This is a genomic window from Dyadobacter sp. BE31, from assembly GCF_031457695.1.
Classification (GTDB): domain Bacteria; phylum Bacteroidota; class Bacteroidia; order Cytophagales; family Spirosomataceae; genus Dyadobacter.
The window spans coordinates 16,836-39,700 of record NZ_JAVDXA010000006.1 but is presented as its reverse complement, the minus strand read 5'-3'; the positions used below and the strand labels follow the sequence as shown (position 1 = coordinate 39,700).

Below are 22,865 nucleotides of genomic sequence, written 5' to 3'. Positions count from 1 at the left end.
GAAAAACCCGATGCGCTGTCGCCAAACTTAACATCGGGTCGAATGCCAATCAATCGCAGATCAATCAACATTTAAACAAAAATATGCAGCTCCATTATACTTCGCCCCAACCAGGCGCCAAAATCTGTTATTTCCTCCTCCGAAACTGTGCGACCGTGGTACTATGCACCATTGTTTTGTGTATTTCAAATAAAACCCCCGCTCAGGCACCGGTGCTTGCCAAAGCTGTTACCCTGAAACTCCATGGTGTACGCCTGGCCGATGCCCTCGCGCAAATAGGCGATCAGACAGGAACTTCCATTTCATACAGCAGCACACAGCTGAATGTTGCCAAAAAGGTGAATGCCAATCTGGCCAATGTGCCGGTGAAAGACGCGCTGCACCGGGTGGTCGGTTCGGCATTGAAAGAACTGCACGTGCAGGAAAATGTGATCACGATCGAAGCCGGCGAAGGCCGCGGCGCATTACGCGGGACGCTGAAAACTTCCGACGGCAAACCTGCCGAGTTTGTAAACATTACAGTAAAAGGCACAGGAAAAGGGGCGCAAAGCGACCTCAACGGTGATTTCCTGATCCGCAGTATCCCGGCGGGCGAGCACACGGTAGTGATTCAGCTACTTGGTTACGAGCCTATCGAGCGCACGGTGACCATCGAAGCCGACGAGACCGTTACATTCGAACCGATATTCCTCAATGAAGACAGTAAAGCCTTACAGGAAGTGGTCATCAGCGGGGATATCAACAAATTCTCTAAAAAAGAAAGCGATTATGTGGCCAAACTGCCGGTGAGCAACATGGAGAACCCGCAAGTTTACAGCGCATTATCCAAAACTCTTTTTACGGAACAGCTCATTACTGATTTCTCCAATATTGTCAAGAATGCGCCCGGTGTGTATAAAATCCAGGCCAACCGCGGTATCAATTCCGATGGCGCCACATTCTACGCATTGCGCGGTTTTCGCACCGAACTTTCGGTCGTGGACGGGCTGCCGGTACAAACCAACGGCGAGTTCGATCCGATCAATGTGGAAAAAGTGGAGGTGATTAAAGGGCCTTCGGCTACGCTGTTCGGCAGCTCGGTAACCTCGTTTGGCGGATTAATGAATATTGTGACAAAAAAGCCCGTTGAAATAGCCGGGGGTGAGATTGGCTATACCACCGGAAGTTTTGGTCTGAACCGTCTTACCGCGGATATCTACGGACCTATCAATGCTTCCAAAAACCTTTTGCTCAGGGTTAATGCAGCCTATCAATACCAAGGCAGCTTCCAGGATGCTGGCTTCCGCAGAAGTCTCGTGATTGCGCCTTCGCTCGAATACCGGGTTAATGAGAAAATGACGGTGCTTTTCAATGCAGGTATTTACCAGGGTGAAATGACAAGCCCCTCGGCTGTTTTCCTGAACCGTACCCGCCAGTTTGTGGCCCACACGCCGCAAGAACTGGGTTTCGATTGGAACAAATCCTACACGAGCAACGACCTGACAATGAAAACGCCTACCATGAATGTGTACGGCCAGTTGAAATACAAACTTTCCAGCAGCTGGACGTCCCAAACCGCGTTTTCCAGCAATACCCGGAAGTCCGACGGTTTTTACCAGTACCAGTTCATCCGCGGAGCGGTAGCCGATACTTTGCTCGAACGCAATATTTCCCTGCAAAACACGACCAACAGCGCAATCGACATCCAGCAGAACTTCATCGGCGATTTCAAGATCGGCACCTTGCGCAACCGCGTCGTTGTGGGCCTCGATTACCTGAACCGCACTGCGCATAACAACAACTCGCCTTACATTGTGTTCGATAATGTGAGCGGCATTCGCAACGATCCGAATTATCTGAAAATTAATCGCACGTCTGTGGAGGCACGCCTGGCCGCGAACACCGACGCGCCTACGCGTAACTACAACTCGGGCAATGTGTACAGCGCCTATTTCTCCGACGTCCTCAACCTAACCGATCGCTTGCTCGCAATGATCAGCCTCCGCGTCGACCGGTTCGAAAACAACGGCACCTTAAACCACGCCACACGGACTTACGTAGCCAATACGAAGTTCAAGCAAACCGCGGTTTCGCCGAAGTTTGGATTGGTATATCAGATCATTAAGGACCGGCTTTCTGTTTTCGGAAATTATATGAATGGTTTCTTCAATGTACCGCCCGTCACCCAGCCGCTACCGGATGTTTCAGGCGTTTTCAAACCGCAGCAAGCCAATCAGCTCGAAGGAGGTATTAAACTGGAAAGCTACCAGGGCAAGCTCAATATGACTGTCAGCTATTACGATATCAAGGTCGACAACACCACACGTACGGACGTGCTCGTGCGTGAGGGCAAGAACTACAACATCACCGTGCAGGACGGCACGCAGTACAGCCGCGGTATCGAAGTCGAGATTATCGCCAACCCGATCACCGGTCTGAACCTCGTGGCGGGTTACAGTCACAACGACAGTAAACTAACGAAATCGACCGCCGCACTGGAAGGCCGTCGTCCGACCAATGCGGGTCCTGCCGACCTCGCCAATGCGTGGATCAGCTACAATCTGCCCTTCGGAAAGTTGAAAGGACTTGGCGCCGGACTCGGGGGAAATTACATCAGCGAGCATTTGACGGCCAATTCGGCAGTGACCGGCATTTTCACCATCCCATCCTACACCGTACTGAACTCGACTATTTTCTACAATACCAAAGCATGGCGCCTGGGTCTCAAACTCGACAACATGCTCGATAAAAGCTATTTCGCCGGACAAGGCGTACTCACGCCACAAATGCCGAGGAATTTCTCGGCTAACCTGGCAATCAAATTTTAACTAAGCTAGTGGATTATGAATTAAAACGGGCTGCCTCATTTGAAGCAGCCCATTTTTGATATTCAGCTATTTTACAATCTCTTACAACTCGCGGATCCAGATGTTTCGGAAGCTGGTCGTGTTGTTATGGTCCTGCAATTTGATAGGGCCTTTTCCGTGCGGCTCGATCGTCGGCTGGCCAATGTAAGGGGTCGTTCCCTGGATCGCAGTGTGGTTTTGAACCAATACACCGTTGTGGATCACGGTAATGTAAGGTGGATGTGTCATCTGCCCGTCTTTATTGAAATGCGGCTGAGTATAGATCACATCATAAGTCTGCCATTCTCCCGGGCCTACTGCCGCATTTACCAATGGCATGGTTTGCTTGTAGATCGAACCTGCCTGACCGTTGGAATAAGTCGGGTTGTTATAGCTGTCGAGTACCTGCAATTCGTAAACGCCCTGCATGAAAATACCGCTGTTACCACGGCCTTGTCCGTTTCCGTCCACTTTCGCGGGCGTTCTCCATTCGATGTGCAGCTGGTAGTCGCCGAATGTCTGTTTGGTTTGAATGTCGCCTGATTTAGGAGCTACGGTCATTGCGCCGTCACCGACAGTCCAGGGAGCAGCTGATTTACCGTCTTTTCCTGAAACCCACTGATCGAGGTTCTTACCATCGAACAGGACGATCGCATCGGAAGGGGCTGTGAAGCCTGAAACCGCCGAAGAACCTTTACCGGGCGTTACCACACGGGGAACGGGATTCCACAATTCGCTGGACTCAGGAGTTTGCTTCGCAGGCTGCAATTGCGCGTGTGCGGCAAAGGCAGCAGCCATGCTGAACGCGGTAAGCATCAATTTTTTCATTTGAAAGGTAACAGTTTTAGTCTAATAACTCTTTGAAATAGTATCAAAACACAACATTAAGGAAAAAGCAACAACAAAAAGGATTCTCATCTATTTAAATGTAATTTTCCCGATTCTTATCACGTAATTTGCAGGGCTAAAGGCATTCGTAGCCTGGATTGCTAATCTAAAACCGACTAAGCTTACTGCAAGTATGTCTAAAACCAACCGTTCACTTTTTCAATTAATCGCCTCTGGGGTAGCGGCTTTCGCCATGCACACCGCCTACGCCCAGCAGCCCATTCCTCTCAACGACCTCAGTGCTTTTACGACCAAATCCAGTGACTGGAAAATTGTCGGCAATGCATCGGCTGATCTCACCAAGGAAAACGCGCTGGTTACCAGCCCGGGTAAAGGTGTGCTCGCCTGCCTCCACGAAAAAGGCAAGTACGGCAGCGACTATGAACTGATTTCCAACTTCAAACACGGCGATCTCGACATTGAACTGGATTTCATGATGAGCAAAGGCTCCAACTCAGGAATCTACCTGCAAGGCAACTACGAAGTACAGCTTTTCGATAGCTGGGGTAAAAAAGGGGCTAAATACAACGACTGCGGTGGTATTTACGAGCGCTGGAACGACTCCAAGCCAGAAGGCGAAAAAGGCTACGAAGGATATGCACCGCGTTTCAACGTGGCGAAAGCGCCGGGTTTGTGGCAGCATATCAAAATCTCTTACCAGGCTCCCCGTTTCGACGCCAGCGGCAAAAAAATCGCGAATGCGGTATTCCTTTCTATCGTGCTGAACGGCGTAACGATCCACGAAAACGTGGAAGTTAGCGGCCCTACCCGCGGTTCACTGACAGCTGAGGACGTGCCTATGGGCCCGATCCGCATCCAGGGCGACCACGGTTCATTGGCGATCCGCAACATCGTGGTCAACAACTTTGACAAAAAACCTGCGACCCTTTCTGAACTGACTTACAAAACCTATTACGGCGGTTTGTCGGAAACCGAAGATCTTTCCAAACTGACTCCTGCTGAAACCGGCAAATCGGAATCGCTCAACTGGGAGATTCTGAAAGAGAACAACAACTACTCTTTCGTTTACAATGGCCGCTTGAATGCAGCCAGCGAAGGCGAATACACTTTCCGTCTGCAAGCTTCGGGTAATGCCTACCTGAAAATCGACGGTAAAGATGTGATCAAGCCCGAATGGAAATCGAACAACGAGTTCCGTGTAGCCAAAGTAAACCTGACGGCAGGCGATCACAAACTTGAATTTTTCAATAACAAAAGAGATGGCTGGATGCGTCCGGTACTGGGCCTTTGGGTAAGCGGACCGGGCTTCCGTGAAATCGCTTTCCATTCGAAAAGCTCGGCGATGGGCGGCGGTTCTACCGACCCTATCCTGATCCAGGCAGCTACCAACACCATTACCCGCTCTTTCATGGATTTCCGCAAGGACGAAAAAGCGAAAAGAACCCGCGTGGTTCACGCAGTGTCGGTGGGTAGCCCTGCGAGCCTGCATTATACTTACGACCTCGACAAAGGCGCGATCCTGCAAGTTTGGCGTGGCGAATTCCTCGATGCTACCCCTATGTGGCACGACCGTGGCGATGGTTCCTCACGCCCGCGCGGCAGTGTGACGTTGCTCGGCGACGATATGTTCCTGGGTAAATCAGGCAAATCTAAATGGGAAGCGGACACAACCGGCAGCGGTTACCGCCCGAAAGGTTACGTATTGGACGACTCAGATGTACCTACATTCCAGTACCAGGCATTCGGTTCTTCGATCACCGATTACGTTTCTGTCGTAAACAACCAGTATTTCGAGCGCATTGTAAAGGTGAATAACCCCGCAAAAGACCTCGTTGCACGCCTGGCCGACGGTGCTTCCATTGAAAAAATCTCGGAAGGACTCTACGCCGTAGACGACAAATCGTACTACATCCAGCTGGCCGACAAAAAACTTAAACCAGAAATCAGAGGCGCCAAAGGCGAACAGGAACTCATCGTGCCTGTAACCAACGGCGAAGTGAAGTATTCTATCCTGTTCTGATTTAAACCTTATTATTCCTGATTGAACAATGAAAAAACTTGCTCATATAGCATTTGCTCTTTTGGCCTCCCTGTCTACGCTCAAAGCACAGGAGTCTCCGAAAGAAGAAGACTTTTACAAGATTGTTACCCCACCGATTCCTGAAGGCATTATCCTTGAAGTAGGTGGTTTGACGACTATGCCAAACGGCTCACTGGCGATTTCAACACGCCGTGGTGAGGTTTGGATCGTGGATAACCCTACCAGCCGCGCGCCGTATTTCCGCAAGTTCGCGACCGGTCTGCACGAAATCCTCGGCTTGGCTTACAAAGAAGGTGCATTGTATTGCGCACAGCGCGGCGAATTGACCAAGCTGGTTGACAAAAACGGTGACGGTAAGGCTGATGTTTACGAAACAGTGTACGCATGGCCGCTTTCAGGTCACTACCACGAATACTCGTTCGGTCCGAAACTGGCGCCGGATGGCAGCTTCTTTGTGAGTGGTAACGTAGCGTTCGGTGACGAAGAATGGTGGAGAGGCGAAAGCCGCGTACCAGGTCGTGGCTGGATTTTCCACATTACCAACGACGGCAAATACGAACCATGGGCAACCGGTGTACGCTCCCCTGCGGGTATCAGCATGCTGAACGGCGAGCTGTTCTACACCGACAATCAAGGCGACTGGATGGGTACAGGTGGTATTTTCCAGGTTAAAAAAGGCGGCTTCATGGGTCACCCGGCAGGTCTGAAATGGGCTGGATTGCCTAACTCGCCTGTAAAACTGACAGAAAAGCAATTCTTCGCTGAGCGCGACAACCGCCAGCACCGTAACGAGCAAGGCCGCGCGATCAAGCCTGAAAACACATTGGGCGAAGAACCACAGTTCTTGTACCAATTGAAACAGAAATACGACATGGTACAGCTTCCGGCTGTATGGTTGCCTTATGGTGTACACGGTGTGTCTACCGCTGAATTGATCCTCGACGATACCAAAGGAAACTTCGGGCCATTTACCGGCCAGGTGTTCGTGGGCGATCAGGGACAAAGCAATATCATGCGTATTGTTTTGGAGAAAGTAAAAGGTGAATACCAGGGTGCCAGCATCGGTTTCCGCAGCGGATTCCAGTCGGGCGTGTTACGTATGGCGTTCGATAAGGACGGATCGATGTTCGTAGGTGAAACCAACCGCGGTTGGGGGTCGGCCGGTGATGCGAACCAGGGCTTGCAGCGCTTGGTATGGAACGGCAAAATGCCTTTCGAAATGTACACCGTGAAAGCACAACCTGACGGTTTCGAAATCGAATTCACCATGCCAGTTGACCGCAAATCGGCGGAAGACCTGGATTCTTACAAAGTGGTTAGCTACCTCTACAAGCATTACCCTGTTTATGGTAGCCCGCAGATCAACCTGGAAGATGTGAAAATCACAGGTGTGAAAGTATCCGACGACAACAAGAAGGTGCGTATCGTGCTCGACGGTATGAAGCAATACTATGTGCACAAAATCTCGCTGGAAGGCGTTCGCTCAGCCTCAAACAGCTGGTCGCTCGTACACCCGGATGCGTATTACACGCTGAACAACATCCCTGACGGCGAAAGATTGAAGGTTTCAGACCTGAAAACTACCCGCTCAGGCAAAGCACAGGCGTCTGTTTCGGCAGAACCTGCGAAAGAGCACGTATCTCCGGATGGCAAAGGCAAAGCGACTCCTGCGAAAGCCGGAGCAGCAGCCAAAGCGCCAACCTGGGAAGAAGTGAAGCCATTGCTGGCGAAAAACACCTGCCTCGCGTGCCACGCGCCCGACAAAAAGGTGGTAGGACCTTCTTACGCTGATGTTGCTAAACGCAAATACAGCAATGAGAAGATCGTAGAACTGATTTACGCGCCTAAGCCTGAAAACTGGCCTGACTACGCTACGCCGATGGCGCCTATGCCTCAGGTTTCCAAGGCAGACGCTGCTAAAATCGCGGCGTGGATCAACTCTCTTGCGAAATAATTGTAATAGCACGGGGCTCTGCCCGCGTATGAGCTAAAAAGGCTGCTTCCACATCGGAGGCAGCCTTTTTTAGTTGAAGATCAGCGTATTCAGAACCATTTTAATGCATTATCTTCACATAACGAACCAGACTAATGCAGTACAAATCGCACGTTTTACGGTTGAAAATGCGTTAGTTGTTATTGAATGTGTCCAAAACTATGTTTACTCTGCGTGGCCCGTCTTTCTTGAAATCGGTAAAAGGAAAAGTCGTTGTAGGCTTTTTCATTGCCTCCCTCGCCCTGGCAGCATCCTGGGTAACCAGCAAGCTGGCATTCGACAATATGCTTACCACGCTGGATACCCTTTCCACCCCGGATGACAAGATGCGGCTGGTTAATAAGATATTCCAGGACATTCTCACACTCGACCACCTTCAGAACGAGCGAAAGCTGAAAGGAGAAGAGCTCAACGACGAAGTACTGGCCCAATCGGTGGAGCTGATCGCCACACTCGATAGCCTCAGCTATCTTAGCCTCGAAGATCCGTTGCAGATCATCCGGATCGATTCCATGAAGAAGATCCTCAAAGAGCGAGAGAAGATCTATGGCGACTATGTAAAGGTGCGATCCAAACTGGTAAGCAATAAAGCACTGGAAGATGAGGTAAAATCCATTTCAGGGCTGATCACCACCAAAAAAGTCAAACCGGACAGCACAGTAGTCAAAACCGAAAAACGTACCACCACCACCACCGTTTACACCGAAGTACCCGACACGAGCCAGAAAGCAAGTACAAAAAAAGGCTTCCTCAGCAGGGTATTCCGGGGAAATAAAAAGAACCAGGCACCGGCCAAAGAACCCACAAAGCTGGTACAGAAGCAGGAAGTGAATGTGCAGGTCGACACGATCCGCGTGGCCAAAAAGGACAGTACGATCGAAAAAGTAGGCGAAGCCGTCCATGCCATCGAAAAATCGCAGAAAAAACGCGCCGTAACCTTCGTTGACCGCGAGCAGGAACTGGCAACGGCCGGCAACTCCCTGGTAAAGCAGCTATTGGGCGTTATGCAGGATGTTCAGCGGGACGTGATGCAGGATTCCCATAAAAACAACGCCAAGGCAAAAGGAATGGTGGAAGGCAGCGTGAATTACCTCGAATGGATCATGCTGGGCTTCTTTTTCCTGACAGCCGTAATGGCCTATTTCATTTTCACAGATATTACCAAAAGCAACGATTACCGCCAGCAACTGGAAGAAGCCAAAGAAGAAGCCGAATACCACAGCATGGCCAAACAACGGTTCCTGGCTAACATGAGCCACGAGATCCGCACGCCGCTGCAATCGATCATCGGCTATGCGGAAGCATTGAAAAACGAAGAAAAACCGCGGAAGCAGGATCTGGAAACACTGCATTCAGCCTCGGAGCATTTGTTATACCTCGTTAATGAAGTGCTCGATTACAGCCGCATCATTTCCGACCGCTTTACATTCGAAGACAGGGTATTTTCCATCAACCCGCTGCTCAATGAGGTCATACAGGTTCTCAGGCCCAACGCCATCTCCAAAGGTTTGGTATTAAGGCTCGAAAACTCCCTTAAACCCAATCTGTACCTGCACGGAGACCCTTTCCGATTGCGGCAGGTTCTGTACAATTTGCTGACTAATGCTATAAAGTTCACGGAGAACGGCGAAGTCGTCCTCAAAGTAGCAGGCCACGAAAGCGGTAACCTTGCGAAAATCGAATTTCAGATTTCGGATACGGGTATCGGGTTGTCGAAGGAGCAGACAGAACGCATTTTTAACCAGTTCGAGCAGGCGGACCCTTCCATTCAACGCAGATATGGCGGTACCGGGCTCGGTCTCAGCATTGTGAAGGCATTGGTGGAAGGGATGTCGGGCAGTATTCACGTCACCAGCAAGGAGGGAGAGGGCACGACTTTTTTTGTCACCACCAGTATGAAAAAGGCAGACACACTGGAATTGGCGGAGGAGGCGCCGGAACGAGGCTATCAGATTAATGGCAAAGTATGGCTAGTAGACGACGACGCCTTTATTCTCAAATGGTGTTCTTCGGTACTCGAAATGAACGGTATACAGCACGCAGCATTCTCCTCGGCCGAAGAAGTGCTGAGCAGGCCGTGGAATGATCAGGTGAAGTTCGTACTCACGGATATGCGTATGTCGGGCATGAACGGGGCCGAGCTCGTGAAGCGCCTACGCAAATCGGCTCCGAAGGACGTGAAGTTCTTCGTCCTCACTGCACAGGCATTGCCGGAAGAACGTAAGAAGCTGTTGAGTATGGGCTTCGACGGTTACCTGATGAAACCATTCCATTCGAGGGACCTGCTGGAACTACTCGAATCGTCGTCGGCACCAGAAAGGGATTCGCCCGCCGTCTTACCCGCAGAAGTCAAGCCGGAAAACGGTCACACAGCCCATAACCTGGATTTTGATTTCACGATGCTCACCGAAATGACTTTTGGCGACGAAAGTCTGCTGCGCGAGATCCTGGATCAATTTGTGAAAGATTCCCGAGCCGACATCGATTCGCTCCGACAGCACATTGCCGCCAACGAGCCCGACCACGCTCAGGAGCTCATGCACCGCATGGCCGGCCGCACGGGGCAGATCGGAGCCCGCGACCTGTCGGCCAGATTCCGGAACCTGGAAATTGCATTGCGCGAGAATGCGGCGGATGTGTCGGAAAAAGAAATGACGCAGGTCGTAAACGACGCTGCGTCAGTGATTGAGCAAGTGGAGGAAAAAGCACTCTCCTACTCGATATGATATTTTTCGATCTTGTAATACAAAGTCTTGCGGTCGATGTTCAGTAACTTGGCCGCTTTGCTTTTGTTGTAACGCACTTCCTGCAACACCTTTTCTATCATCTCCTTCTCATGCGTTTCCTGCAATGCTTTCAAGTCGGAACCCGGCGCAGGTTTCTGCTGGTCTTCCATCGCGGTAATCATTTCCGATGGCAATGCACCTAGTGTAGCCACCTCCTCTTTCGACAAGAGCACGAGGCGTTTGATCACATTGTTCAGCTCGCGCAGATTACCCGGCCAGTCGTATTTCTGGAAAACATCCATTACCTCTTTCGAAAGCTCCTTCACGTTGCGTTCGAGCTCCTCATTGGCCTTATCTACAAAATGCTGAACAAAAATCGGCAGGTCCTCGCCGCGCTTGCGCAATGCGGGCACTTCGATTTTGAATTCATTTAACCGGTGGTAGAGGTCTTCGCGGAAATCGCCCGCGGCTGCACTGGAAATAAGATCTTCATTAGTCGCTGCGATGAGCCGCACATCCACTTTCACCTGCTGAGTGCTGCCGATAGGAACGATAATACGCTCCTGCAATGCCCGGAGCAGTTTGATCTGCACATCGTAGCTCAGGTTACCGATCTCATCGAGGAATAGCGTGCCGCCATCCGCCGCTTCGAACTGCCCTATTTTATCTTGCAATGCACCGGTGAATGCACCTTTTTTATGGCCAAAAAGCTCACTGGCCGCCAGGTCTTTCGACAACGAACCGCAGTCGATCGCCACGAACGGGCCGTCGGCACGCTTGCTGAGGCGGTGTATCGACTTCGCTACGTGTTCCTTACCGGTACCGCTTTCGCCCTGGATAATCACCGACATGTCTGTGGGTGCCACCAGCCGCACATATTCAAAAAGTTGTTTGGCAACCTTGCTTCTGCCTTCGATATAGTCGAGCGATTGCTTTTCTGCCTTCGAATTACTTTTGGCTTTCGGCGCAGTTTTCACGCTCGTCACCTCTCCCTTGTTCAGCGCTTCCCTGAGTACCATAAGCAATTCTTCCGGGTTCACCGGTTTGGTGATGTAATCGAAAGCCCCGATCTGCATGGCGGTAACCGCAGTCCGCACGTCATGAAAACTGGTCATGATGAATGCCGGGGTGCGGTTGCCTTCGCTTCTGAGCGTTTTAAGAAAATCTACGGAGTTACCATCCGGCAGACGGTAATCGAGCATCAGCACTTCAAACGGCCCGTCGGAGTTATTCTTCCCGAGCGCTTCTCTCGCCTCTTTTATGTTTGTACAAACCTTTACCTGATGACCATGCTTGCCGAGAAAATTGGTGAGCAACTTTGAAAATGTAGAATCGTCTTCAACGAGGAGCAGATGAGCCATGGGTGATACTATTTCTAAGAAAAAATAAATACTATTAAACGAGTGGGTATTATGTAAAAGTACAAAAAACAAACACCAAAAAGCCGGAGAAGTCTCCGGCTTTTCATTATGAGCCTTTCAGACGCCGGGAACGGCCTTTTGCTAGTCGATCTTCTTCCCGTACTTGTCCAGATTAAGTGTAGATGTTTCTTCCGCTCGTTTGATATTTACTTCGTAATACTGTGAGTTATCGTCCCGCGTGACCAGGTAAGCACTGGTTACTTTCCATTCGGCATAAGAGCCGGACAAGGTACTTTTGACAGCTTCCGGGAGGTCTTCCGGCCGCACCGCAACCTTGCTATGCTCGGCAATAACGACCACATCTGCAAGAGATTGCACGGATGCATCAACATCCGGGGTAACTGCTGCCAGTAAGAGTGCGAGGGCTATCGGGGTTATTCGCATGATGAATCGGGCATTTAATTTTTAATGTAAACTGAAAGAGATATTCGTGCCAATGGAAATATGCTACAAAAAAAGTTGATAATCAGATATTAACCAATTTTAATTCGCAACTGTGTAACCGGAAGGAACGGGAGCTGTACCTCAGGTTGTGGAATTTCACACCAGTTATGTGAAATTTAATAACCACTTTACCCATGTACCCGTATCTTATTAACCAAACTAAAAAAAATTCAAATTTTTTTATCCAATATTGTTTTGTGAGGAACATATTCCCTTATATTTGCGTAGAAATTGTTTATCTGCAAGAGGTAGCATAACTACTACACACCGCTAGAGACTTAACGCTATACATTCATATATTGAATTATATCTCAGGCATTATTTACTCAACGTTATTTAAGAATACCATCGGTTAGTCTGAAAGCATCAAGAGTCCCCATCAGGGACTCTTTTTGTGTTTTAAGCCCTTCCCATTCATGCCTTTCCTCCCTTTTCCCTTCCTCCTTTTTCACTGCGTCTGATCTAAAGCAATCCGTCCCGCGTAGGTCTCTCAAAACTCTTTCGACACACGGAGAGTGCCTCAATAACCTTTTATTGCTATGAACAAACACACGGAAACCAAGAACAGCTCCGGCAAAGGAGAAGGCGAAATTACGTCGGTTTTCAACAGACGTCTCTTTTTACGCTCGGCCGGTTTAGCCACATCATTAGGAACAATCGTGATCGCCGCGGGATGTAATGACGATGACGACGATCCGATGATCCCCGGCACTGGTGACACCGTCGACCTCGGCTCGGGCGACATTGGTGTGCTCAACTATGCATACGCGCTGGAACAACTCGAAGCGGCGTTTTACACACAGGTGATCCAGACGCCATACAACGGTATCACCGATGCAGAGAAAGCGATCCTGACCGACATCCGCGATCACGAGATCGTTCACCGCGACTTCTTCAAAGCCGCATTGGGCGACAAGGCCATCAAAGGGCTCACCCCTAACTTCGCTGCCATCGACTTCTCCAAAAAAGAGGCCGTTCTTGGCGCAGCCAAACTATTCGAAGATACCGGCGTAGCCGCCTACAACGGCGCCGGAAAGCTGATCAAGGACCCGAACTACCTTTTGCTTGCAGGAAAGATCGTCTCCGTGGAGGCCCGTCACGCGGCTGTGATCCGCGACCTGATCAACCCGAAATCTGCCGATTTTGCCGGTGACGACATCATCGACGCCAACGGAATGGACAAGGCCATCGCGCCTGCCGACATTCTCGCGGCAGTTAAGGGCTACGTAAAAGATACCATCACAGGTGCCAACGTAGGTAAATAATCATTCACACTAACAGGATCAGACACAATGGATATTTTCAAAATCATAGATCAGTTTCAGCAAATTGACGGTGATGCAGTCGGGAGACTCGAATACGCTTCGCGCCGCCACTTTATGAACAAAATAGGAAGCAAGCTGGCCTCAGCGGCAATCCCTACCGCATTTGCGGCAATCGTTAACAAGGCGTTCGCACAGTCGGCAGCCGCCGTAGACGTGCTCAACTACGCGCTGACGCTCGAATACCTCGAAGACGAGTTCTACAAAGCCGGCAACGCGGCAGCGAACCTCATTCCGGCATCCGATAAAGCAATTTTCATGCAAATCGGTAAGCACGAAACGCAGCACGTGGCATTTCTCGTGAAAGCGCTCGGAAGCAAAGCCATTGCAAAACCGACCTTCGATTTCCAGTATGGCGGTGCATTCGGCGATGTATTCACCAATTACAAAACTTTCGTGACCGTTTCGAGCGCGCTTGAAGATACGGGGGTGCGTGCCTACAAAGGCCAGGCCGGCGCATTGATCGCCGACCCGCAGATCCTCGAATACGCATTGCAAGTGCATTCCATCGAGGCACGGCACGCAGCCGTAGCAAGGCGGCTCGCAGCCACATTACTAGGTAATACTGCCATGAAAGGCTGGATCACAGGCAAGGAAGGCGCGGTAGCTGCCATTTACGCCGGCGAGGACAACATGACGCAAGGAGGCGTAAACCTCAAAGGGCTCGCTTCCAAGAGCGACGCCGCCATTACCGAAGCATTCGACGAGCCGCTGACCAAAGAAGCTGTCCTCGCGATTGCGGGGCCGTTCATCAAAAAATAACTGCACCCATTAACGTAAACTTTCCCTGTTAGCCATATACATGCACTTTTCAATGAGCCAGGGCTCAAAGTGCCTCACTACACACTATTATGTATCAGGAGGTTACCGTTGCCGGTAACCTCTTTTTTATAGGTAAACGGCCTAATTTGGCCCGAAATAATGGTTTAAGCCGCCCGGTTTATGTAAATTTGGAAATAATGTTTTACAAGTTTTCCTGAACCAGTTGATGAATTCCGAATTAAACAGAAGAGATTTTCTCAGAACAGGGAGCCTCACGGCGTTGGCTACCGCAATGGGCAGCCAGATTGTTTTTGCTAACCGGATGCCCGCCGGGTACCGCCCCATTTTCCTGGATGAGAAGGATGCGTTGAAAGGCAAAAGTGCGGAAATGATCGTGCAGGGCGACAAACCATGGAACGTGGAAACGCCGGTACATTTGCTCGACGACCGCGTTACACCCGTTGAAAATATGTTCATCCGCAACAACGGTCTTGTTCCGGAGAAAATAGAGGTAGCCAACTGGACGCTGACGATCGACGGCGAGTCGGTGAAAGCGCCTAAGACCTACACATTGGCCGACCTCAAAAAGAAATTCAAGCAGTATACCTATCAGCTCGTATTGGAATGCGGCGGAAATGGCCGCTCAGGCTACCAGCCCCAAGCCTCGGGTAACCAATGGGGCCAGGGTGCAGTGCATTGTGCACAATGGACGGGCGTGCGGCTGAAAGACATCCTGAACGATGTGGGCATTAAAAGCGATGCCGTATATATAGGTTACCACGGCAAAGACCTTCACCTGAGCCGCGATCCCAAAAAGGAATCCATCTCGCGTGGCGTGCCCATTGCGAAAGCTATGGAAGACGAGACGCTCATTGCATGGCAAATGAATGGAAAAGATATTCCTGAGTTCCACGGCTATCCGCTCCGGCTCGTAATTGGCGGCTGGCCTGCTTCCGTTTCCGGGAAGTGGCTGAGCGGCATTTCGGTACGGAACAAAGTACACGACGGCCCTAAAATGGAAGGCCACAGCTACAAACTACCCCGTAACCCCGTAGCGCCCGGCACTGAAATTCCGGCTACGGATGAGTATTACAAAATAATCGAATCCATGCCGGTGAAATCGTTGATCACGTATCCCAAGACCGGTGCGATGATCGACCCGGCAAAGGAGCTCGCATTGCGGGGGCACGCGTGGGCGGGAGACCATTCCGTTAAAAAAGTGGAGGTTTCTATTGATTTCGGGGCTACCTGGAAAGAGTGTAAACTCGAAGCCCCGGTGAACCGTCTGGCGTGGCAGCATTGGAATACCCATATCAAATTCCCGACCAACGGATATTACGAAATATGGGTGAAAGCCACTGATGACACGGGCGTTGCGCAGCCGATGCTGGCTCCGGCCTGGAACCCTGGCGGGTATCTGAACAATGCTTGCGAAAGAATCGCCGTAAAAGTAGGGTAATGTACCACAATGCTCCCGGGCAAATACGATAGCTTATGAAGATCTTTTTGATAGCCATGCTCGGTGCAGGTATTGTGTTTCAAACCCTGCCCGAAACGCCGGCCAAACATAATAATGTGAGTACGGCAGTGGCCGATACCATTAAAAAAGACCCGGAAACGGGCCTGATCGCCGATGAAAACCTGTACATGGTGAAAGCGCAATGTACCAATTGCCATTCTACCAAGCTGATCATCGCCAACCGCTTCACCCGCGACGGCTGGAAGCAGAAGATTCGCTGGATGCAGGCCAACCACAACCTATGGGAACTGGGCGACGCCGAGAAACCGGTACTCGATTATCTGGAAAAAAATTATTCGCCAACTGCCTCAGTCGCAAGGAGAGCGCCATTGAAGGACATTAAGTGGTACAAACTGGAACAAAACTGATCGGAAACAATAGCTATCTTTGGCACTCAAACTTTATGAATTTTCCGCGTGCCTGATTTTCGTTTCCTCGTTTCCCGATTTGTATTTTCCAGCCTGCTGTTCCTCGTTCTCACAAGCACCCCGACCATGCTCGCCTCGTGCGCGCTCACTTCGGAAGAGAGTCAACAGTTCAATAACAACAGCGATTTACCAAACCCCCTTAAAGCCGAAGTAATTGGCATCCAGGATGGTGACACGATCGAGCTGAAATACATTTATTCAGGGAAAAAGGCAGGACGCAGGATGGGCAAAAATGTGCGGATACGTTTTCTGCATATCAACTGCCCGGAGCGTAATATGCCTTTTTACAACAATGCGAAGCAGTTTACCAGTGAGAAATGCTTCCGTAAGGTGGTTAGTATCCGCCACAAAGGCGAATTCGATAAATATGGTCGATTGCTGGGCGAAGTGGTACTGCCGGATGGTAAAGTGCTGAACAAGGAATTGGTTAAAAAAGGGCTGGCCGTGCATTTCAAAAAGTATTCGCACGACCAGGAATATGCCAAACTTGAAATAGCCGCCAACAAACAGAAAATCGGCATCTGGACCCAGCCCGGAATGGAACTCGGACATTTGTAATCATGGAGCATTCGTCAGTCGCATTTTTTCAGATCCTTTATCAGAATGAAACTTTGTTTCAGCTGGAAGATCGTGTGCTGACCGAACGTCCTGCAACTGCCGCGGCGGAAGCACCCCTCGCGCCACCAGTACCCGAACCTGCGCATGTGCAGGCTCCCGCGTCCTCATTACCAGCGACACCCGCTGTTCCCATACAGCCACCATCGCAACCGGCAATACCGGCGGTACCGACCAATGCCCCTACATTGCCTCAGACACCGGCAGTAATAACACCGCCGCCTGTAAATGCGCCCGCTCCGGCACCTGCCGCCGCGTTCCCCGCGTTGAAACACAAAGTACTCGTCCTCACCGACGAGCCGAAGCAGCAGGAAATGCTCATGTCTGAAGCATTGTTCCTCGACAATATTCTCAAAGCCGTCGGCCATTCGCTGGAAACGAGCGATGTCCTTAATTTCAGCTTCATGCCGGGGCAGGACGCCCGCACGGTACTTGCCGGTAAAAAGACCAACTTTTTTATCTCCTTCGGCGTACCGCTGATTAAGCTCCACCTCGACCTGTTGCTCGTGCCTTATACGCCTAAGAATCTGGAAGGTATCTGGTTCCTGCTCGTCGATCCGCTGGTGGTGATCGAAGCCGACCGGAATCTTAAGAAAAAACTCTGGCAAGCGTTACAGAAGATGTTCGAAATGTCCTAATCCCCAGGCGCTTACCTTTTTTAATAGCCGGTCATCACAATATTATAGTGAATTTGTTTGTTTTCATGGATAATCGCAGGCTAACCCATGAAAAACTATGGCCAAACTGACTGAATTAATTGCCGGCTGGTTTCGTCCGAGAGAGTCCGACGAAAACGAATTTTATGATGATGAGCCTGTTCAGGCGAACGACACCCCTACCCAATCAGTGGAACAAAATCCGATCAATCCAACCGTTGCCTACAACAGGCAACCCGTAATGGCTGCTGCGCCGCAGCCTCAGCAACCTGCATTTCAGGCACCTGTGCAGGCGGCACCGCAACCGGCAGCACAGCCCGTACCTCAACCGTTTATACCTCAGCCAGCCGTGCCGACACTGGCCCCGCCTCAGGTGACAGCTTCTCAACCGGTTCCACAAACTCCTGAGCCACAAAGAGTGGAGGTCCCCATCCCCTACTGGCTCGAAGACGAAGACACATTGCGCGACGAGGGCGTGCTTTTCGGGCTTTCGGAATCGGACCCGCACGAGAAAACCGACATTATCCAAAAATACTTCTCGAACCTGGCGGCCTCGCATCTTGCCAATATCGAAGAGCATAACGAGCGCATTCAGGAGCTGAACCTTTTCATCGGTCAGAAACAAAACCGGATTGATGAATTGCAGGAGAAGCTGAAAACCCCTGGAGCTCGTGCAGAAGGCGAGCATCACCTCCCGCGCACGCTCATAGGCATTACGTTATGCGCAGCCATGTGTGTGGGCAACTTCTTTTTGATCCGCGAGTCGCTGAAACCCGCATTTGCGGATAACTCATGGATTGCCCTGGGCGTGTTCCTGGCCGGGATGTTCAGTCTGTTCGGCCGAATTTCGCTTTTCCATGATACCGATTCGAAAGTGACGTGGAAATCACTGCTGGAAGAAATAGGGCTGCCGTTTGCAGCTGCATTGTTCGTGTTCGCGAATGTGATTACCTACCAAACCTGGTGGCAGGCATTTGCACTGTTCGTTTTCGTGTTTTTCCTCTTCCTTTTTGCAGGGAAACTGCTGCTCAGCAACATTACCGTGCTGCGTAATGACCTTCAAGTTTGGTTAAATATTCGTCGCGACCGCCAGGATTTTGTTGAAAATAACTACAACTGGGAGTCGGAATGCCAGACATTGCAGGAGGAGATCGACGACCTGCGCGTAAAAAAATGGCAGGTGCTTCGCGAGCAGAGCCATGCCGAGACCGAGCGCGACCGCCTTTTTGCCAAGCGGGACATGCTTATCAAGCTTTTTGAGAGCGAATTCTACCTCGCGCGCCGGATGAAAAACGAGCTGACTACCCGGCAGCTTAACCTGATCCAGAAAGGCAAATAGTAGCAAAAAGTCGATCAGGAAATGCGCCGATGGCGCGATTTTTTATCCTAACTCACATTCGATCAACCCTAAATAATGGTCATGAACGAGCAAAATCTAAATGAAAACGGAGATTACCAACACGGCTACACGCGTGGAATGGAAGGTATCGACCGTGAAGTATATGAGAATTATTTGTCCAGCAATGTAAACCACGACTGGATCCAGGACCGGCTCAACGAAAAGAAGCAGGAGCTCGGCGAGACGAGGTCGCGGAACCAGCAGGCGCTGACGGAACACAAGACCGCGTACGGCAGATTGCAGAATGAGGTAATGGGCCTCAACAATGCAGCTACGCAAATGAAGGACATGGAGCGCTCGATCAACGAAATCGATGCGCAGACCGAGGAACTGAAAGAAAAACGCGCCGATAAAGCGCCATCCTATTCGCTGATCGCCGGTTTGATCTTCCTCGCCGCCGGTATTTCCTTCATCGCCGGTGACCTGATCATTTCACACGAAATCGTAGCCTACGCGCTGAATATCCGGAACTCTAACGAAGCATGGGCATTCGCGATCGGTTTGGCGATGCTTTCGGTATTGCTGAAACCTGCCTACGACCGGTTGGTAGAGGAGCCTTACCACAAAGACGAGTCTCCGAAAGCGAAATCGCGGTATGCCGGGTTTAAACTGGTACTGTCTATCTTCGCAATTGTGACGCTGATCGTGCTGGGCTGGTTTCGTTATGAGGCCTACCGCACCGACAAGCTGAAAGAGGCGATTAACAAATCGGTTAAAAACCTGCAATTGAATGCGGTGGACCCATTGACCGGCGCGCCGGTGGATAGCCCTGCATTGACCAAGAAAATCGAGCAGGCATTACAAAACTCCGATCAGCTGAACCTCGACCTCGTGAACAGTCCGTGGGCATTGCTGTCGTTCGTACTGAGCGGCGTGCTGTTCGCCATCGCGGGTGCCGTTTCACTGGGTATGGCGCTACCGGTGCTGCAAGGGTTCTGGTACCGCTGGTTGCAGGTGGACCCGAAACTATGGCGTCTGCGCAGAAGAAGGAAGCGGATTCTGAAACAAATGGAGCCGTTGCAACAGACCGTGACGCAGCATATGACCCAGAAAACCGTTCTGGAAAACGAAATCGAGCTGTTGCCTAAACTGGAAGAGCTGAAAGCGGAAGAAGCGAAAATCAGGGCCGAAATAGAGGCGCTGGAAAACGAACGTAAGCAGGCATTGACCGACAGCCGCATTCAATCGTTCGGCGACGGTTATGCGCACGGACAGGTAACCCGCGACGTGATGAACGAGGAAGAATACGACGCCTGGCGTAACAGCCATCTGACGGTTTCGAACCTCGCATTACGTGCCAAATCCAATGCCTCCGCCGATCGCGCCGTGCCGCGTACGCGCAGCACCGGAATGCGCCCGCACCAGGCCATCCGCAAGGCAATCACCGACCGCTTTGACGAAAACAATTTATAGTTTCTTAAATTGGGGGGCTCATTTCCTTTATTATGATTCTGACCCCCCATTTAAGAATTATCTCCTGCGACGATACACTTTACGACGCTATCCGCATGGGGAACAACACATTAGCCCGCGTTATGGGCGTAAACGTCCCTAAAAAGTGGACGGACTTTCGCGATACTTTCACCCCATCTTATCACCGTTGGAAAGCCCACCCGCCCCTGCGCGACTGGTGGGTTTACCTCATTATACACGTCCCCGATAACATGCTTATCGGCTCCTGCGGCTACAAAGGCGAGCCCGACCCGAATGGCATGGTGGAGATAGGCTATGAAATCATCCCGTCGTACCGGGAGAAGGGATTAGGTACGGAAACTGCCAAAGGACTGATGGATCACGCATTTCAGCACCCGTCCGTGCGCAAGGTAATCGCGCACACGCTGGCGGAAGAGAATGCTTCGGGGCACATTCTGGAAAAATTGGGTTTTGCCCAAACGGAGGATATTAACGACCCCGACGAAGGGCTGCTCTGGCGTTGGGAAATTAGCCGCCGGTAATCGGAATGTCTGCGATTTAACACAAATTCGCAGGTTTTTAGGGTCAAAAATAAATTGGATTGGTTCGATATTTTTTTGGCTTAATTGATTACCTTAATTCACAAATAGTCATTCTTACCCTTTGCTCTGAAATTATGGTCTCGATCTCGAAGGATACCTATCCATGGCTTAAAAACTATCCGGAGGGCATTCCCTATGAAATAAATCCGGATGCGTACTCGTCCCTGCTCGAACTGATGGAGTCGAGTTTCCGGGAACATGCCGATAAGGCTGCTTTTACGAATATGGATAAAAAGCTGACTTTCGGGCAACTGGATGAACTATCACAAAATTTTGCAGCATACCTGCAAAGCGTTGGCCTGAAACAGGGTGACCGCATTGCATTGCAAATGCCCAACCTGCTGCAATACCCGGTGGTCATGATGGGTTCGCTGCGTGCAGGCCTCACGATCGTGAATACGAACCCGCTGTACACGCCGCGCGAAATGCAGCACCAGTTCAAGGATTCGGGTGCGAAGGCGATCGTTATACTTGCCAATTTTGCATCCAATCTGGAAAAGGTCATTGCCAATACCAATATCGAGCACGTGATCATTTCCGAAATCGGCGATATGCTGGGCTTTCCCAAAAAGCTGATCGTGAATGCGGTGGTGAAATACGTGAAGAAAATGGTGCCTGCTTACCATCTCAAAAATACGGTAACACTCGCCCATGCGTTGTCCGTCGGTTCGGGGATTACCTATCAGAAACCGAATGTTTCGGGTCTCGACCTCGCGTTTATCCAATATACCGGCGGCACCACCGGCGTATCCAAAGGCGCCATGCTCACGCACAGGAACCTGATCGCCAACGTCGAGGGCATTAATGAATGGCTGATGTCCAAAATGCGTAACTCGGAAACTACCGGGCAGCTGACGCTCATTGCCGCATTGCCGCTGTACCACGTCTTTGCGATGACGATCAACGGATTGTGCGGTATCAAATGGGGCGCATTGAATGTGCTGATTACAAATCCGAAAGACATTCCCGCATTTATTAAAGAACTTAAAAAAAATACATTCCATATTTTCCCGGGGCTGAACACGCTTTTTAATGGTTTGCTGAACAACCCGGAATTTGCATCGGTTGATTTCTCAAACCTCAAAATCACAATCGCGGGCGGTATGGCTCTGCAAAAGATCGTGGCGGAGCGTTGGGAAAAAGCTACCGGCTGCCCGCTGGTGGAAGGTTATGGACTTTCCGAAACATCACCCGTGCTCTCGGTGAACCCATTGAACGGCAAACACAAGCAGGGTACCATTGGCCTGCCCTTCCCAAGTACCGAAATGCGTATCCTCGGCGAAGACGACAAATGGCTACCCATCGGCGAGCGCGGTGAAATCTGCGCAAAAGGACCGCAAATCATGCTCGGCTATTACAACCGCCCCGATGAAACCGCCAAAGTGATCCTGGAAGATGAAAGCGGCCGCTGGTTCAGGACCGGAGACATCGGTATCGAGGACCCCGACGGCTTTTTCAAGATTGTGGACCGTAAGAAGGATATGATCCTCGTTTCGGGCTTCAATGTTTATCCTAATGAAATAGAAGATGTGGTAGCCCAATGCCCCGGTGTTGCGGAAGTAGCCTGCGTGGGCATTCCGGACGAAAAATCAGGGGAAATGGTGAAAATTTTTGTAGTCAAAAAAGATCCCGAACTGACTGAGGAAAAGGTGAAAGCCTATTGCAAGGAAAACCTCACGGGCTACAAGAATCCCCGGCAGATCGAGTTCCGCAAAGAGCTTCCCAAAACCAATGTAGGCAAGATACTCCGCCGCGCGCTGCGCGAGGAAGAAATGGCGAAAGTTAGCCATTAGGGCCGCAAACGGGTGAAGGTTTAGTATATTTAGGCAAACAAGTTCTCAACCTTGAAT

At 50.7% G+C, this 22,865-nt stretch carries 17 protein-coding genes; 14 read left to right on the top strand and 3 right to left on the bottom strand.

Annotated features, from left to right (window positions below):
- Positions 1-83 precede the first annotated feature (83 nt).
- Positions 84-2,807 (top strand): TonB-dependent receptor, encoded by a 2,724-nt coding sequence (locus J2Y43_RS25840; RefSeq protein WP_309990179.1) that lies wholly within the window; start codon positions 84-86, stop codon positions 2,805-2,807.
- An 81-nt stretch (positions 2,808-2,888) separates the two neighbouring features.
- On the opposite strand, the gene J2Y43_RS25835 is transcribed toward J2Y43_RS25840, so the two are convergent.
- Positions 2,889-3,653, bottom strand: a complete 765-nt coding sequence (locus tag J2Y43_RS25835; RefSeq protein WP_309990183.1) for a DUF1080 domain-containing protein — start codon at positions 3,651-3,653, stop codon at positions 2,889-2,891.
- A 193-nt stretch (positions 3,654-3,846) separates the two neighbouring features.
- Here J2Y43_RS25835 and J2Y43_RS25830 point away from each other — a divergent pair, with 193 nt between their 5' ends.
- The 3 genes from J2Y43_RS25830 to J2Y43_RS25820 all read left to right on the top strand — a co-directional run bounded on the left by J2Y43_RS25830 (position 3,847) and on the right by J2Y43_RS25820 (position 10,434).
- Positions 3,847-5,694, top strand: coding sequence for a family 16 glycoside hydrolase (locus J2Y43_RS25830; RefSeq protein WP_309990187.1), 1,848 nt, complete (start codon positions 3,847-3,849; stop codon positions 5,692-5,694).
- Between the two features lie 28 nt (positions 5,695-5,722).
- On the top strand, positions 5,723-7,669 hold the full coding sequence (locus J2Y43_RS25825) for a c-type cytochrome (protein WP_309990190.1): 1,947 nt from the start codon (positions 5,723-5,725) through the stop codon (positions 7,667-7,669).
- 200 nt (positions 7,670-7,869) lie between these two features.
- Entirely contained in the window at positions 7,870-10,434 is a 2,565-nt protein-coding gene (locus J2Y43_RS25820) for an ATP-binding protein (RefSeq protein WP_309990193.1), read from the top strand.
- Here J2Y43_RS25820 and J2Y43_RS25815 read toward each other — a convergent pair.
- Together J2Y43_RS25815 and J2Y43_RS25810 are read right to left on the bottom strand one after the other, a co-directional pair.
- A complete protein-coding gene (locus J2Y43_RS25815) occupies positions 10,422-11,795 on the bottom strand; it encodes a sigma-54 dependent transcriptional regulator (protein ID WP_309990197.1) in 1,374 nt (457 codons plus the stop codon). The two genes, J2Y43_RS25820 and J2Y43_RS25815, sit on opposite strands and share 13 nt — an antisense overlap.
- A 141-nt stretch (positions 11,796-11,936) precedes the next feature.
- Positions 11,937-12,239 (bottom strand): hypothetical protein, encoded by a 303-nt coding sequence (locus J2Y43_RS25810; protein ID WP_309990200.1) that lies wholly within the window; start codon positions 12,237-12,239, stop codon positions 11,937-11,939.
- Between the two features lie 599 nt (positions 12,240-12,838).
- On the opposite strand from J2Y43_RS25810, the gene J2Y43_RS25805 reads away from it, so the two are divergent.
- The 10 genes from J2Y43_RS25805 (at position 12,839) to J2Y43_RS25760 (ending at position 22,808) form a co-directional block, all read left to right on the top strand.
- The gene (locus J2Y43_RS25805) at positions 12,839-13,564 is read left to right on the top strand and encodes a ferritin-like domain-containing protein (protein ID WP_309990202.1); all 726 of its coding nucleotides are present in this window, start codon (positions 12,839-12,841) and stop codon (positions 13,562-13,564) included.
- 27 nt (positions 13,565-13,591) lie between these two features.
- Positions 13,592-14,383, top strand: a complete 792-nt coding sequence (locus tag J2Y43_RS25800; protein WP_223399837.1) for a ferritin-like domain-containing protein — start codon at positions 13,592-13,594, stop codon at positions 14,381-14,383.
- A 226-nt stretch (positions 14,384-14,609) separates the two neighbouring features.
- On the top strand, positions 14,610-15,842 hold the full coding sequence (locus tag J2Y43_RS25795; RefSeq protein WP_309990207.1) for a sulfite oxidase: 1,233 nt from the start codon (positions 14,610-14,612) through the stop codon (positions 15,840-15,842).
- Between the two features lie 35 nt (positions 15,843-15,877).
- Positions 15,878-16,270: a hypothetical protein gene (locus J2Y43_RS25790; protein ID WP_309990210.1), complete on the top strand. Its 393-nt coding sequence runs from the start codon at positions 15,878-15,880 to the stop codon at positions 16,268-16,270.
- 48 nt (positions 16,271-16,318) lie between these two features.
- Complete coding sequence (locus J2Y43_RS25785) at positions 16,319-16,888, top strand: thermonuclease family protein (protein WP_309990213.1); 570 nt, start codon at positions 16,319-16,321, stop codon at positions 16,886-16,888.
- A gap of 2 nt (positions 16,889-16,890) precedes the next feature.
- Entirely contained in the window at positions 16,891-17,583 is a 693-nt protein-coding gene (locus tag J2Y43_RS25780) for a hypothetical protein (RefSeq protein WP_309990216.1), read from the top strand.
- A gap of 97 nt (positions 17,584-17,680) precedes the next feature.
- On the top strand, positions 17,681-18,940 hold the full coding sequence (locus J2Y43_RS25775; RefSeq protein ID WP_309990218.1) for a hypothetical protein: 1,260 nt from the start codon (positions 17,681-17,683) through the stop codon (positions 18,938-18,940).
- An 81-nt stretch (positions 18,941-19,021) separates the two neighbouring features.
- On the top strand, positions 19,022-20,413 hold the full coding sequence (locus J2Y43_RS25770; RefSeq protein WP_309990220.1) for a hypothetical protein: 1,392 nt from the start codon (positions 19,022-19,024) through the stop codon (positions 20,411-20,413).
- A gap of 32 nt (positions 20,414-20,445) precedes the next feature.
- Positions 20,446-20,955 carry a GNAT family N-acetyltransferase gene (locus J2Y43_RS25765; RefSeq protein WP_106597479.1) on the top strand — a complete coding sequence of 170 codons (510 nt, stop codon included), beginning with the start codon at positions 20,446-20,448 and terminating at the stop codon, positions 20,953-20,955.
- A gap of 134 nt (positions 20,956-21,089) precedes the next feature.
- Positions 21,090-22,808 (top strand): AMP-binding protein, encoded by a 1,719-nt coding sequence (locus J2Y43_RS25760; protein ID WP_309990227.1) that lies wholly within the window; start codon positions 21,090-21,092, stop codon positions 22,806-22,808.
- The last annotated feature ends 57 nt before the right edge of the window (positions 22,809-22,865 follow it).